Origin of the sequence: Rossellomorea sp. SC111, from assembly GCF_024733565.1 — a bacterium.
GTDB lineage: Bacteria > Bacillota > Bacilli > Bacillales > Bacillaceae_B > Rossellomorea.
Window position 1 is genome coordinate 181,124 of the sequence record NZ_JANIOC010000001.1, and the last position, 12,983, is coordinate 194,106.

The 12,983-nt window shown below is 42.0% G+C and carries 16 protein-coding genes; 3 read left to right on the forward strand and 13 right to left on the reverse strand.

The window, feature by feature from the left end; all coding sequences use genetic code 11:
* Positions 1 to 112 precede the first annotated feature (112 nt).
* Positions 113 to 457: a hypothetical protein gene (locus NQ095_RS01000; RefSeq protein ID WP_258261838.1), complete on the forward strand. Its 345-nt coding sequence runs from the start codon at positions 113 to 115 to the stop codon at positions 455 to 457.
* Positions 458 to 546: 89 nt separating this feature from the next.
* Here NQ095_RS01000 and prsW read toward each other — a convergent pair whose 3' ends face one another.
* Positions 547 to 1,230, reverse strand: coding sequence for a glutamic-type intramembrane protease PrsW (gene prsW, locus NQ095_RS01005; RefSeq protein ID WP_258261660.1), 684 nt, complete (start codon positions 1,228 to 1,230; stop codon positions 547 to 549).
* Positions 1,231 to 1,316: 86 nt separating this feature from the next.
* On the opposite strand from prsW, the gene NQ095_RS01010 reads away from it, so the two are divergent.
* On the forward strand, positions 1,317 to 2,294 hold the full coding sequence (locus tag NQ095_RS01010; RefSeq protein WP_375162788.1) for an asparaginase: 978 nt from the start codon (positions 1,317 to 1,319) through the stop codon (positions 2,292 to 2,294).
* A 63-nt stretch (positions 2,295 to 2,357) separates the two neighbouring features.
* Here the strand turns inward: NQ095_RS01010 and NQ095_RS01015 are convergent, their stop codons facing one another.
* From NQ095_RS01015 to NQ095_RS01045, 7 genes are all read right to left on the reverse strand, one after another.
* Positions 2,358 to 3,323 carry a YpdA family putative bacillithiol disulfide reductase gene (locus tag NQ095_RS01015; protein ID WP_258261661.1) on the reverse strand — a complete coding sequence of 322 codons (966 nt, stop codon included), beginning with the start codon at positions 3,321 to 3,323 and terminating at the stop codon, positions 2,358 to 2,360.
* Between the two features lie 232 nt (positions 3,324 to 3,555).
* On the reverse strand, positions 3,556 to 4,833 hold the full coding sequence (locus NQ095_RS01020) for a Glu/Leu/Phe/Val family dehydrogenase (RefSeq protein WP_258261662.1): 1,278 nt from the start codon (positions 4,831 to 4,833) through the stop codon (positions 3,556 to 3,558).
* A 378-nt stretch (positions 4,834 to 5,211) separates the two neighbouring features.
* Complete coding sequence (locus NQ095_RS01025) at positions 5,212 to 5,796, reverse strand: adaptor protein MecA (RefSeq protein ID WP_258261663.1); 585 nt, start codon at positions 5,794 to 5,796, stop codon at positions 5,212 to 5,214.
* A gap of 71 nt (positions 5,797 to 5,867) precedes the next feature.
* The gene (locus NQ095_RS01030) at positions 5,868 to 6,779 is read right to left on the reverse strand and encodes a MerR family transcriptional regulator (RefSeq protein ID WP_258261664.1); all 912 of its coding nucleotides are present in this window, start codon (positions 6,777 to 6,779) and stop codon (positions 5,868 to 5,870) included.
* Between the two features lie 97 nt (positions 6,780 to 6,876).
* Positions 6,877 to 7,641, reverse strand: coding sequence for a metallophosphoesterase (locus NQ095_RS01035; RefSeq protein ID WP_258261665.1), 765 nt, complete (start codon positions 7,639 to 7,641; stop codon positions 6,877 to 6,879).
* Positions 7,634 to 8,017: a hypothetical protein gene (locus tag NQ095_RS01040; protein WP_258261666.1), complete on the reverse strand. Its 384-nt coding sequence runs from the start codon at positions 8,015 to 8,017 to the stop codon at positions 7,634 to 7,636. The genes NQ095_RS01035 and NQ095_RS01040 overlap by 8 nt, the downstream gene beginning before the upstream one ends.
* A gap of 59 nt (positions 8,018 to 8,076) precedes the next feature.
* Positions 8,077 to 8,712: a CBS domain-containing protein gene (locus tag NQ095_RS01045; protein WP_258261667.1), complete on the reverse strand. Its 636-nt coding sequence runs from the start codon at positions 8,710 to 8,712 to the stop codon at positions 8,077 to 8,079.
* 222 nt (positions 8,713 to 8,934) lie between these two features.
* Between NQ095_RS01045 and NQ095_RS01050 the strand changes: the two genes are divergently transcribed.
* The gene (locus NQ095_RS01050) at positions 8,935 to 9,195 is read left to right on the forward strand and encodes a spore coat protein CotJB (protein ID WP_258261668.1); all 261 of its coding nucleotides are present in this window, start codon (positions 8,935 to 8,937) and stop codon (positions 9,193 to 9,195) included.
* Positions 9,196 to 9,250: 55 nt separating this feature from the next.
* Here NQ095_RS01050 and NQ095_RS01055 read toward each other — a convergent pair whose 3' ends face one another.
* The 5 genes from NQ095_RS01055 to NQ095_RS01075 form a co-directional block, all read right to left on the reverse strand.
* Positions 9,251 to 9,706 carry a YpbF family protein gene (locus tag NQ095_RS01055; RefSeq protein WP_258261669.1) on the reverse strand — a complete coding sequence of 152 codons (456 nt, stop codon included), beginning with the start codon at positions 9,704 to 9,706 and terminating at the stop codon, positions 9,251 to 9,253.
* A gap of 101 nt (positions 9,707 to 9,807) precedes the next feature.
* Positions 9,808 to 10,956, reverse strand: a complete 1,149-nt coding sequence (locus NQ095_RS01060) for a glycosyltransferase family 4 protein (RefSeq protein WP_258261670.1) — start codon at positions 10,954 to 10,956, stop codon at positions 9,808 to 9,810.
* A gap of 52 nt (positions 10,957 to 11,008) precedes the next feature.
* Positions 11,009 to 11,533, reverse strand: coding sequence for a phosphatase PAP2 family protein (locus tag NQ095_RS01065; RefSeq protein ID WP_258261671.1), 525 nt, complete (start codon positions 11,531 to 11,533; stop codon positions 11,009 to 11,011).
* Between the two features lie 158 nt (positions 11,534 to 11,691).
* Positions 11,692 to 12,387: a LysM peptidoglycan-binding domain-containing protein gene (locus NQ095_RS01070; RefSeq protein WP_258261672.1), complete on the reverse strand. Its 696-nt coding sequence runs from the start codon at positions 12,385 to 12,387 to the stop codon at positions 11,692 to 11,694.
* A complete protein-coding gene (locus NQ095_RS01075) occupies positions 12,380 to 12,979 on the reverse strand; it encodes a CPBP family intramembrane glutamic endopeptidase (RefSeq protein ID WP_258261673.1) in 600 nt (199 codons plus the stop codon). Before NQ095_RS01075 ends, NQ095_RS01070 begins: the two co-directional genes overlap by 8 nt.
* Between the last annotated feature and the right edge of the window lie 4 nt (positions 12,980 to 12,983).

Consider the following 12,983-nt stretch of genomic DNA (forward strand, 5'->3'; position numbering starts at 1 on the left):
GTAATAGTGAAGCACTTTGATAAGACACTGTAATGTCTCAGCAAAAAGGATGTAAACAAGCAAGGTTATAATGAGTGAGGGATACTTCATTAATTCAAACAGGAGGGTCATGATGGAGGATTATTTAGCGAAATCTTTGGATGAATGGAAAGAGGATATTTCGGAGGTATTGGATCAAATCAATACAGATTATGAGGAAGTAAAAAAAGAACTGAAAGTCTATTCCTACAAATACGGCATTACAAAGCAGGTCATTCAGTCCACGGTGAATGAAGAAATCATTGAAAATATCAGGGAAATGTATCATAAGCCATTTGAAGAAAAGTATAGTGAACTGAAAGAATACATGCGCGACTTGGATGAAAAAAGAAAAGTATTTCAGATGTTTGTGAACAAAATTGATGAAGTGAAGCGAAAAGAATCCCCGAAAACCGATCTTGCTGCAGCTTATAAATAAAAAATCCGAACGAATTCGATTTTCAATAAAGAATTTCGAATGATCGTTCGGATTTTCTTTTGATAAAAACACTTATTGTCACAGTCACTTTAAATGAGTTCTTTCTTCAATTCCCTCTTATACTTCTTCTCTGTAAGCTGGTGGGCACTCTTCACTTTCTTTAATCCTAGCCACCATAAGAAAAACATAAACGGAACCATATAGTAAACCCAGTTTTTCTCAGCAAGGAAAATATAATTGTAGGTTCCATGTAACAAGATAGGAACTGAGATGGCTAGAAAAAGCCATTTATGCCTTTCTTCTCGAGATGAAAACTTGGCTTTTCCTAAATAGTATCCCATGATGACCCCGAAAAGGGCATGGCTAGAAACAGGGAGTACCGCCCTCCCAAACGCGTGTTCTACACCATTGGCGATCAAGTATAATATATTTTCTACGGTAGCGAACCCAAGAGAAACACTGGCCCCATATACAATCCCGTCGTATGGTTCGTTAAAGTCCACGTGCTGGAAGATGGCAAACATCAAAATAAACCACTTGAAAAATTCTTCGAGGAACCCGGAAGAAATGAAGGCAGTAGACCAATTAGAGTCGATGATCCCCTCCACTTCCAGGACATATTGTAAAAACATAATCGGAAAGGTAATAAGGGCCCCGTACATAAACGTTTTAAACACCAATGTAATGGGTTCGGCATCATATTGATCCCGTAAATAAAAGTAACTTAACAATGCTAATCCTGGTGCTATACCCGCTGATAAAATCACCAGCATAAAAAGTCCTCTTTTCTTTCGGTTTTCTTAATCGTATCATGTTAATGTAGGATTGGAAATAGGAATTTAAATGGTTGGAGGAATGAATGATGAAGAAAGATATTTTAGTCATACATACAGGCGGCACTATCTCGATGATGGAAGACGAACACACCGGAGCTGTTACGCCAGGAAAAGAAAACCCTCTTTCGGTACAGACATCCATCGTTTCAAATCTGGCAAATGTGACGGTCGAAGAAGCATTCCATCTGCCTTCCCCTCATATTACGCCGGAGCATATGCATCAACTGAAAGAGATCATCGAAGAAAAGTATCAGGAAAGGCCATTCAACGGGGCCGTCATCACCCACGGTACAGATACACTGGAAGAAACAGCTTACTTCTTAGACTTGACCCTCTCCCTTCCCATCTCGATCGTCGTGACAGGGGCCATGAGATCAAGCAATGAAATAGGAGCCGACGGTTTATATAACCTGATATCATCTGTCCGGGTGGCGGCGGACGACAAATCCATGAACAAAGGGGTTTTAGTTGTCCTGAATGACGAGATCCACTCAGCGAAAAATGTGACCAAAACCCATACAAGCAATGTATCCACTTTCCAAAGTCCTCAGTATGGACCGATCGGAATCGTGACCAAAAGAGGTGTCCTCTTCCATCACCAGCCCACCTCGAACGAGCACTACGAGGTATGTGACATTTCCAAAAGGGTGACACTCATCAAGGCATACGCAGGGATGGATTCAAGTTTACTGAGGGCCATTAAAGCTCTTCAGTACGATGGGGTCGTCATTGAAGCATTGGGTCAGGGAAATCTCCCGCCGGGAACGGTGGCGGGGATAGAGGAACTGTTAGAATCGAATATTCCCGTCGTATTGGTTTCCAGATGCTTCAACGGGATTGTCCAGGACATTTACGGATATTCCGGTGGTGGAAAACAACTGAAGGAAAAAGGGGTCATCTTCTCAAATGGACTAAATGGTCAAAAGGCCAGAATCAAGCTTGTGGTCGCCCTCTCCCAAATACATGATATGAAAGAATTGGAAGCGATTTTCAGAAACTAACAAACACTAAGAGTTTAAAAAAAGAAAGAGGCTCCTCTGTGAGCCTCTTTCTCCTTCTTCATCCTATTTTTCCATACCAGTGATGGATTCAGCAATCAGTCCTCCATGCAAACGACCGTTTTCAATAAAGATTTCATTGGCATTGTTTCCTGCAGCAATGACACCTGCAATATAGACGCCGTCTACATTTGTTTCCATCGTTTCAGGATTATGGGCAGGACGCCCGGTTTCCTTATCGATTTCTATTCCGATCTTCGTCAGGAAGCTGTGATCGGGATGATAGCCGGTCATGGCAAACACAAAATCACTCTTGACTTCTTTTTTTTCTCCATTAACGTCGTAAAGAACAGAATCCCCGGTTATTTCATCCACACATGCCTGAAACTCCATCGTGACCTCACCGTTTCTTACGAGGGCATCAAAATTCGGGAGGATCCATGGCTTGACACTTTTGGAATATTCACTTCCACGGTATAAGACGGTGACTCTTGCCCCGGCTTTATTCAATTCAAGGGCTGCATCAACCGCCGAGTTTTTTCCTCCGATGACCACCACATCCGTGTCAAAAAAAGGATGTGCTTCTTTAAAATAGTGAAACACATGCTCTTGTCCCTCGCCAGGGATATCCATATAATTTGGATTATCGTAGTATCCGGTCGCGATGACAATCGACTTACTTTCGTAATGGCCCTTGGAAGTAGTCAGCGTAAAGATACCGTCGTGCTTTTCTACTTTATGGACGGTTTCAAACCGGTTGATTCTCAGCTTTTTACGCTTCGCGACTTCTCGATAATACACCAATGCCTGATTCCTTCTAGGCTTATGTTCTTCAATGACAAAAGGTACATCACCGATCTCCAGCTTCTCACTCGACGAAAAGAAAGTTTGATGGGTAGGGTAGTGATAAATCGCATTGACGATATTCCCTTTTTCAATGATCAAAGGATTGATTCCTTTTTCTTTCAAACTAATGGCAGCAGACAACCCGCACGGTCCTCCGCCTATAACAATGCATTCTTCCATTTTCAAATTCAGACACTCCTTCAATTCCTCTATCTGAATGGTCATGTTCATCCGTACACTTCAGATTATCAAAAAGTCTTTACTCAGTTATTATGGAATAAGATTGCGTCCAGGTCAAAAAGGAGCCCTCAGTGTATCGGGACCCAGACTCATATTATTATTCCACCGGTGGGATAGAATGTGATTCCAAAAGAAAAAAGGGTGGGATGCCACACACCTCACCCTTTTTAGTATATCGCTAAATCCAGCCTCTGAACCTGCAGGCTTCCGCCATTTTCCTTACACCAACCATATAGGCGGCGAGCCTCATATCCACTCTTCTTGTTTGGGACGTTTCATACACATTATTAAAAGAGCTGACCAGGATCTTTTCAAGTTTCTCTTCCACTTCTTCTTCTGTCCAGTAATATCCTTGATTGTTTTGAACCCACTCGAAGTACGAAACCGTCACTCCACCTGACGAAGCCAACACATCAGGTACCAGTAGAATACCGCGTTCAGTCAAAATCTTCGTCGCTTCTAATGTTGTTGGTCCGTTCGCAGCTTCGACGACGATACTTGCCCTGATATTGTGGGCATTCTTATCCGTGATTTGATTTTCAATGGCTGCAGGCACAAGAATGTCACAATCAAGCTCCAGCAGTTCTTCATTGGTGATCGTATTATTGAACAACTTCGTGACCGTTCCAAAGCTGTCGCGTCTATCCAGCAAATAATCGATGTCCAATCCGTCCTCATCGTGCAGGCCGCCGTAAGCATCAGATATCCCGATCACCTTCGCACCGGCGTCATGCATGAATTTAGCAAGGAAGCTTCCCGCATTTCCGAAACCTTGAACGACCACCCTTGCCCCTTCGAGTTTGATTCCCTTTTTCTTCGCCGCTTCATGGATACAGATCGTCACCCCTTTGGCAGTTGCCGTTTCACGGCCGTGGGATCCTCCCAGCACCAACGGTTTCCCGGTAATGAAACCTGGAGAATTGTATTCATCAATACGACTGTATTCATCCATCATCCACGCCATGATTTGCGAGTTTGTGAAAACATCCGGTGCAGGAATGTCTTTAGAAGGTCCGACAATTTGGCTGATGGCACGCACATATCCACGGCTTAAACGCTCCAGCTCTCTAAATGACATATCCCGGGGATCACAGATGATCCCGCCTTTACCTCCCCCATATGGAAGGTCGACGATTCCGCATTTCAAGCTCATCCATATGGAAAGTGCCTTAACTTCCTTCTCCGAAACGTTCGGATGAAACCTGATCCCGCCCTTTGTCGGTCCAACCGCATCATTGTGCTGGGCACGATAGCCCGTAAACACCTTTACTTTTCCATCGTCCATCCGGACTGGTATTTTAACTGTTAACATACGAATTGGTTCTTTTAATAATTCATAAACTTCTTCTGAATACCCTAATTTATCGAGCGCAAGATGAATAACCGTTTGTGTAGATTTCAACACATCATGCTGCTCCGGTGCTTGGTGATTTTCTTTCCCCTTTTCGGCTACCATGTATGTAAACCTCCCAGTATCCTTCACTGTTTAGCAGAACCTCGTCCGCTTTCATGACATAGTATACACGTTTGATTTCCACTTGCAAAGAAGGAAAATTCAATATGGAGTATTTTTTTGAAAACGCTGTCATTATAGAAAAGCGGAGGCGGCTCGTTTAGAGGCGACAAGCATAAGGCAAAGCGGACGGAAAGGCGTTCTTTGCCTTTTGGCAGGTTTGACTTATGACCTCGAGCCTCTAGCCGCCGGAGCTGGACACATCTAAAAGCTCCAAACCCAAAAAGCACTCCCAGGAATGCCCCGAGAGTGCAAGAAGACGATTTTAAGCGTAAGAGGTATAATTAAAGGGGGTAAAGATTCACTATCAGGACCATCGAGTCAAAAATAATACAATATCTTTTCGATGGAATCCTTTAGTAACACAACTCGGCCATATTCCATCAGGACATGCTTTGTGATCATTGAATGTTGACCATATTCGGCGCAAATCGCTTCCAGTATGGAGCTGTCGCCTTCAAGCAAATTCTCTATAAGCAGGTAATATTTTTTTTCAAAGCAAACAATACTGCATTGACTGAGGGAATGGCTCAGCTTTCCCATTTTATTGATCCGTTTAAGGAGGTTGAGTAAGTCCTCGAAATCATCGAAATACACGAGAACATCGTGATCATTCATGGATTTCATCATTTCGGTACCTTCGTCCCAGTCGGAAAAGTCATCTTCTGATTCTAACGTGAGGATCAAGCAGATTTCCTGATCATCAAATGATTCGATCTCCACTGTGATTTCCATTTGCGTTTCGATGCCGAACTTCCCTTGTACTTCATCTAACATATCTTCGAACAGATCATGCCACATATAGGAATCTTTCCATTGGTCTTGTTCAAATAAGCCTTTTTGTTCTAACTCTTCTACACTGATGGAAAATTTTATTTTATTGTCCGAAATTCTTTCGAGCTTCATCTTCGTACCCCCTAGAGTGTGACGATTTATCATCATACTATGTAAGGGGCAAAAAACAGTGCATACTCCACTTATAATTTACTTTTGAGCCAAATTTCCCATTCCGATTTGGATTGTCCCACGATGTGTTCATCAAATTCTGCTTTTATGTCTTTGGACAGATGATCAACCGCAAATCCTCCCATCCCGATCACGAGATCCTTCCGCTCTTTTTTTAAGGACGTAACGAGGGAAAGAAGATTATCAACATTTTCAAGCAGTGTGCATGAGAAAAATAAGAACTTTGGATTCACTTCATCCAATACGATATCAATATCATTCTCTTTTATGCTCGATCCCAGATAGATGACTTCAAATCCCTTTCTTCGTACATAAAGGGTGAAAATCAATAATCCTAATTCATGCCATTCTCCAGGGCCACAGACAGCCACTACCTTGGGTAATATCCCATTATGCGGGAATGAATGCATGATGATGCCAATTCGGGACCTGAGGATGGAAGTGGCAAAATGCTCATGGGCAGTCGTAATTTCATCATTTTCCCATAAATCCCCGATCCTTACCAGCAGGCTTCCGAGAATGTCGATGACCACCTTGTCAATGGTATACACCGAAAACGACTGGTTAATCAATTCATGTGCTTTTGTTTCATCAAAACTCAGTAAAGCCTTTAAGAGATCATCGGAAATCGTTTGGGTGCGATCCTTTTGTTCAGAGGATGTGATTTCATTCTCTTCAAGTTCCTGTTTGTCCAGTAACACAACGGCCTGACTGATGGTAAAGCCTTGATCGACCTTTTCAACTAGCCATTTTAATATATTTAAATGCTGTTCGGTATACAAACGGTGCCCGGATTCATTCCGCACTGGTGCAATGATCTGATACCTTCTCTCCCATGCCCTCAATGTTCCCGGTTGAATCCCTAAAATGGTAGACACAGCTTTAATATTGTATTTGCCTTCCAACTTCTTATCATTGCTCATAAATAGTCCCCCAAGTATTTCTCATCTCTCTAAAATTATAACCCGAGAAACCTCATTGTGTAAAATTTGTATAGGTAATGGATAACATTTGTTCATTTCATCCTTTATGCATTACCAACAAATGGGTTTCGGCCGGAGCACCCAACCGTAAAGGAATGGCGGTGGTCCCGTAACCATTGCTTACTAATAGGGTGGTCTCCGGGAGAGTTTCAAGTCTTCCTTTTTTATACAGCCCCCAACCGAACAGACGAATCTGTCCCCCGTGTGTATGACCGCTTAACATGAAGTCGATTCCATCCTTTTTCTGTACTTGATTCACAAGTCTTGGGTCATGACTGATCAAAAGATTGAATTCATAAGGGTGCACCCGTTCAAGTGATGCCTCATAATTTGCCCGTTGGGTACTTGCGTCATCCACTCCTATCAAGTTCATGACACCGTTATGAATCTTTACTTTTACTGATGAATTGACGATTTCAACGATCCCTTTTTTCTTGAAGATCTGTTTTAACCTGCTGATATTCACTTCATGGTCATTATTTCCCCATACGAAATAAACACTCCCCAATGTTAGGAGTTTGTCGAGATTTCGTTCGACCCTTGAAAAAGGCACTCCTTTTTCCAAAAGGTCCCCGCCGATGATGACAAGATCCACCTTCCCCTTCACGTCTTCGATGATTTCGTTTGCAATTTCCCGTTTATGTATATCCGAAATAAAAAATAGGGATACGGGCTTCATTTGTTCAGGATAGTGAGGCAGATTAACCTTCTCAATTTTTACAACGTTACATCGGGCCTCATATAACATATACAAGAGGAGGCTTGCTCCCCCTGTCAATAAAACAATACAAAATTCAAGCATTATGGCCTCCTTGACGGCGAAAATCTATTGAAATGATACCATAAAAAATGGCTGAACAGGAAAAAATCATCGTTTGCCAAATGCCATATCCGCTCAACACATAGATCACCGCTAAGTGAAATGGAAAGAGGATCAATTCTTTATGAAGTTTCCCGTTCCATAATTGAAGGATAGAATAGAATACAGCTTTCAGTACATTCACCTGGACCAAAATCCCGATCATAAATGCAATGGACGCAGCAAAGAACTGTACCGGATTGAGGACCATCTCCACAACGAATTCTGGATTTGTAAATCGTTCTGATGCCGGAAACCATGTAATGAATAGATACCCTAAAAGAAACGTAATTATCAGTTTCATGAAATGATTGATCAAAAAAATCCCTCCCATAAATCTTATGAGGGGGATTTTTTTTCATACAGGGATTTATTCAATTATTCATCTTCATGTATATCGAGAATTCTGAATCCCGATTTCTCTAACTTATGAAGGAATTTATCCATATTGTCCTTCTTTTCCACCTTCAGGACAATACGACGTAATAATTTATCCGATTCGTCGAACGTTACAAGTGATATCACAGATTCTGAATATTGTTGGATGATGTCACCGAGCCTCGCGATCCGACCTTCCGTTTCTACAGAAGAGAAAGCGATGCGGACTCCTTTCTGATCCATGCCGAATGCACTTCTGAATTGATCCAGGACGTCAAAGCGCGTGACGAGACCCAGGAACTTATTATTTTCGCCTACCACGGGGAGGATCGGTGAATCTTTTAATTCGATCAATGCATTTTCAAATACATCTTTTTCCGTCATATATTTGTCCGAATCCGTGATGATATCACTGACCTTCTTCTCTTTGAGAAAGGTTCCCTTGTCCATTCCGGAAAGGAAGAAGCTTTGATAAATATTGTAACGGGTCGCTACGCCTTTAAACTCTTCATTCGAAAGGACAGGTACCCCGTCGATTTTATGGTGTTCTAGTACCGTCAGCGTCTTTTCAACTGAATCGTTTACATCCACCACATAGCATTTGTGTTTCGGTATCATGGCATTTTTAACAAACATTTGACCACCTCATCATTAATTTCCTACACCTTAAGTATTCAACATCCCCTCTGTATTTCCCTTCATTCTTGTGAATTTATATAAATTATCATGTTCCCATTCTTCCATTCATATGTTGTTACGAAGGATTTTATTTACTAGGAGGAGTTGGTATGCAGGAATTTAATACATCATATCCGTATTACTAATCACTGCGAAAAAATGAAGGGAGAATGATCCCATATGAAAGAGCTTCCCGCCCATTATTATAAAGTGTTGGAAGAACTGCAGGCGATCGATTTCGTCATTGTCGATCTCACTCTGTACCTTGATACCCACCCGGAAGACTATGAAGCCATCTCACAGTATAATATGTATGTAAAAACGCGAAAACAAATTAAAAAGAAGTTTGAAAGGGAGTTTGGTCCCCTGACCCATTATGGGTACAGCTACTCCAATTACCCGTGGGATTGGAAAGATGCACCGTGGCCATGGCAAGTGTGAGATAAGTGCATTCCTGTCATCATTCACTCCAGTGCTTCCATGAAGCACTGGATTCTCATTTACTGCCATGAAACAGATTGATATCCCATTCCTTTTTCATCTTATCGTATACATGGTGCCTTTTTTTCCATGCATCTTCTTTCCATAAATCTTTACTGCGATCGATGACTTCGCATCTTAATGCATGAAATTCTTTTTCTTTTTTTTCCTTTTTTTCATATAATATTTTTGCTGCTCCGAGTAGTACTACCAGAAACAAAGCCATGAATAAATGAATGGAATCTGACACAAAGATGGAGAACATCGCAGCAAACGAGTATGAATAAGGGCCAAACACGAATTTCGTCAAATAATACAGAAAAAAGAAGGATGCAAACATCGTCCCCCATAATGTATATAGGTGAATTGCCTTCGCTCTATCAAATGTTTGTTTTTTTTCAATCAGGTTATAGAGCATTTGCTCCGTTGCCTGATCTGTCCACTCCCCAAATTCCTTTCCTCCCCGGTCCATCCTTATCCACTCCTCCCCTCCCTATAGTCTATGAGCATGTCCTGGGAGATAGAATCAGCACCTAAAATAGGATCCCCGATGAGGATCCTTCATGAATAATTTTATGAGCCGTACCGTTGAGTTTGTGTAGGGAAGGAGCTCACTTCCCTGAATTCATTTATAAGGCCTTCAAAGATAGCATCCCAGGATTGTTTTTCAGCCTTTTGAAGTGCTTTTCGTTTCATGTATATCAGTCGGTCTTCATCCAGCAATTCGATGATTTGGTGAATGAAGGACTGGTATCGATGAGCTTCCGCTATTCTTCCTGTATGATTATGCTCGACGATATTCGTCACTCCCCCCCTGTCTGCGACTATCGCAGGCAACCCTGATGCCAATGCTTCCAGTACCACATTCCCAAATGTCTCAGAAGCTGAAGGAAATACAAACAGATCCGAGGATGCATACGTTTCTGCAAGTTCTTCCCCTGTCAGATAACCTGTGAAGATGACGTTTTCACCCCGCGTTTTATCCATAAGCTCTTTCTTCAGCGGTCCGTCGCCCACGATGATCCATTGGACTTGATCTTTCATCTCCATAGGAAGGTGTTTGATCGTTTTTTCCAGTGTATCCAAGTCCTTCTCGGGTGCAAGCCTCCCTACATAAAGGAGGATATATTTCTTCTCAATCTTGTATTTTTCCCTAAGGGAGGAATTTCTCTTCTTGGGTGAGTAGGTCGTACAATCGACCCCCCTCCCCCATATGGACAAGTCGGTAAAGCCCTGTTTCATCAGATGAAGCCTCGTTTCCTCAGAAGGGACGAGGATTCGGTCTGCATGTGAATAAAACCATTTCATATATTTCCACAGTAGCGGGGCTGCCCACATCATTTTGTAATAGTTCAAGTACACATCAAAATGGGTATGATAAGAGGCAACCAGGGGGAGATCCAATTTCTTTGCTTCACGGATTCCATAAAGCCCCATCGTCAGGGGTGTGGTTACATGAATCAGCGTGGGAGAGAAATCCATCAGCTGCTTTCGGATTGTCTTTGGATTTGCTATGGCGGTCCGGCATTCAGGATAAAGAAAGAAGGGAAAACTCGTGAAAGAGTGCACATTAGGATAATTCTCCTTTTTATCCTGCAGGTCCGGTACAAACACTTTGTATTCAATCCTTCTTTTTTCATAATGATCCGTCTGCCTTTTTAACGTCCTTGCTACTCCATTTACTTGCGGATAAAACGTATCAGAAAAAAGCGCTACTCTCATTACCCTTTCCCCTTTCCGAGTTTACTTGCAATCGTAGCTTTCGGTAAGTTCCTCAGATAAACAAGATCACCATCATTGTCGTGGCAAATGCAAGAAACCCGCCTGCCAATATATCTGAAGGATAATGTACACCGAGGACAACTCTCGAATACCCAACGAGACAGCTCAACGGGAACAGAACGAGCATCGTGACCGGGTAGTGGATCATAAAGGGAATGGTGATGGAGAAAATAGCCGTTGAATGGCCTGACGGAAATGAGTGATCCTTGAATTGATAGCCGTGGATGATGGCACCCGGCAGTGTCATATAAGGACGTATTCTTTTAACACCCTTTTTTAGCAACATCATCAGGATGTGGCTTACGAATAGAGAAACCGCTGCCGCACTGACCGTGTCCGTGAGCCAGATATAACGCTGACACAGGATAAACAGGATTAGGATGGATCCTACTGTAACCCTCGCCCCGCCTAAATGAGTTACATATCCAAAGAATGAACGATACAGCTCCTTACTACCATTGATCCTGTAAAACAACTTATCATCTGCGTGACGAAAGCGCGTCATCATATTGTTCATATCATCGACTCCCTTCCCTGTACTGGTATGTCAGTTCCATTATATTTCCGGTATGTAATGCTTCTACTAATTCCATGTAAATTCTATTTGCGACTGTTGCAAATAATTGTAAACCACCTACAAAAAAACACCCATCCCCATATGATGGGGCGGGTGTTTTACTGATCTAACGGGATTTCCAACACTTGGCCTGTTTGAATGTCGGTATCCTGAATCTTATTCCATTCTTTGATCCGATCAACGCCTGATGGGGAATGGTAGTAATTCATGGCAATCCGATACAAGGTTTCCTGTGGCTTAACCGTATGATATACCACCTTGACCTTTGGTTCTTCTTTCTTTGTTTCTTGTGGTTCTTCTTTTGTTTCTTTTTTAATCTGTTCCTTAGGCTTTTCTACCGTTTCTTTAGGTGGTGGTGCCGAGGCTTGTTGATTCTTCTCTCCAGTAGAGGAAGCGGACTCTTTCGATGATGCATTTTTCTGTTCCGTTTCAGGAGGATCTTCTTCCGTTTTAGGGTCCGCGGCCGCCTCGCTTCCTTCTTTTTCATTTTCAGATTGATCATAACGGACTTCAACCACGTCATCTACATCTTCCGACATGACCACCAGGGGACCATTTCTGTGGTCGAAAAAAGAGTATAGGCCAAAAACAGTCAGAGGCAATAAAATAAAAAATAAAAGCAGCATACTAATCAATGGATATTTCATCTTCCATTTGTTCTTCTTATGTTTATCTCTATGAAGCTCACTTCTTGGGGGAAGCGGTTCCCTTTTTTTGGCGGGTGGTTCCTCAGGGACTCGTTCAATTTTTATCTTCTTTTTCGCTGCCTGATCTCGATATGGGTCTTTACTCATGTGACATCCCTTCTTTACGTCTTTGTCTTCCATTCTTACGCATGTATAACCCGAGTAAAAAATCGATGACAAAGTGCATGATGATTGTAACCAATAAATTATCTGTGAACTCATAAATGAAACCGATCCAAAAGCTGAGCAGTATTATATTGATGATTAAAAACCAGTGAGCCCAATACCTGAAATGAATGAGTGCGAAAATAATACTTGAGATGACCAGTCCAAAATGAAATTGAAGCACACCCCTGAATAATACCTCTTCACTTACACTGATAAAAAAAGCCAGAAGGGCAATTTCTCCCATGCTTCTATTAGTGAATATCTGTGCATTGACCCCGCCATCATCATAGTATTTAGCGGGTAACACCTTCATCAGAAGAATATCGATCATGACGATCAGGAGACCGCTCGTCATCCCGACCGTCAATATGTCGGGGGAAAACCTGAGCTGTTTCCAGAAATCAGATGTTGTGTCAAATAAAAATATACCTAATGCACTGGCAATCGTTAATAGTAAAATTTGAGTAAAATACAAATGAAAAGTTAACTGTTTCTTAGTAAGCTGTTGAATGATATCCCCTTGTTTCTGCATTGTT

What these genes read in the sequence shown, in the direction of transcription:
- NQ095_RS01000 (WP_258261838.1), top strand. Translation starts at nt 113, where the DNA reads ATGGAGGATTATTTAGCGAAATCTTTGGATGAATGGAAAGAGGATATT.
- prsW (WP_258261660.1), bottom strand. Translation starts at nt 1,230, where the DNA reads ATGCTGGTGATTTTATCAGCGGGTATAGCACCAGGATTAGCATTGTTA.
- NQ095_RS01010 (WP_375162788.1), top strand. Translation starts at nt 1,317, where the DNA reads ATGATGAAGAAAGATATTTTAGTCATACATACAGGCGGCACTATCTCG.
- NQ095_RS01020 (WP_258261662.1), bottom strand. Translation starts at nt 4,833, where the DNA reads ATGGTAGCCGAAAAGGGGAAAGAAAATCACCAAGCACCGGAGCAGCAT.
- NQ095_RS01025 (WP_258261663.1), bottom strand. Translation starts at nt 5,796, where the DNA reads ATGAAGCTCGAAAGAATTTCGGACAATAAAATAAAATTTTCCATCAGT.
- NQ095_RS01030 (WP_258261664.1), bottom strand. Translation starts at nt 6,779, where the DNA reads ATGAGCAATGATAAGAAGTTGGAAGGCAAATACAATATTAAAGCTGTG.
- NQ095_RS01035 (WP_258261665.1), bottom strand. Translation starts at nt 7,641, where the DNA reads ATGCTTGAATTTTGTATTGTTTTATTGACAGGGGGAGCAAGCCTCCTC.
- NQ095_RS01045 (WP_258261667.1), bottom strand. Translation starts at nt 8,712, where the DNA reads ATGTTTGTTAAAAATGCCATGATACCGAAACACAAATGCTATGTGGTG.
- NQ095_RS01050 (WP_258261668.1), top strand. Translation starts at nt 8,935, where the DNA reads ATGAAAGAGCTTCCCGCCCATTATTATAAAGTGTTGGAAGAACTGCAG.
- NQ095_RS01055 (WP_258261669.1), bottom strand. Translation starts at nt 9,706, where the DNA reads ATGGACCGGGGAGGAAAGGAATTTGGGGAGTGGACAGATCAGGCAACG.
- NQ095_RS01060 (WP_258261670.1), bottom strand. Translation starts at nt 10,956, where the DNA reads ATGAGAGTAGCGCTTTTTTCTGATACGTTTTATCCGCAAGTAAATGGA.
- NQ095_RS01065 (WP_258261671.1), bottom strand. Translation starts at nt 11,533, where the DNA reads ATGAACAATATGATGACGCGCTTTCGTCACGCAGATGATAAGTTGTTT.
- NQ095_RS01070 (WP_258261672.1), bottom strand. Translation starts at nt 12,387, where the DNA reads ATGAGTAAAGACCCATATCGAGATCAGGCAGCGAAAAAGAAGATAAAA.
- NQ095_RS01075 (WP_258261673.1), bottom strand. Translation starts at nt 12,979, where the DNA reads ATGCAGAAACAAGGGGATATCATTCAACAGCTTACTAAGAAACAGTTA.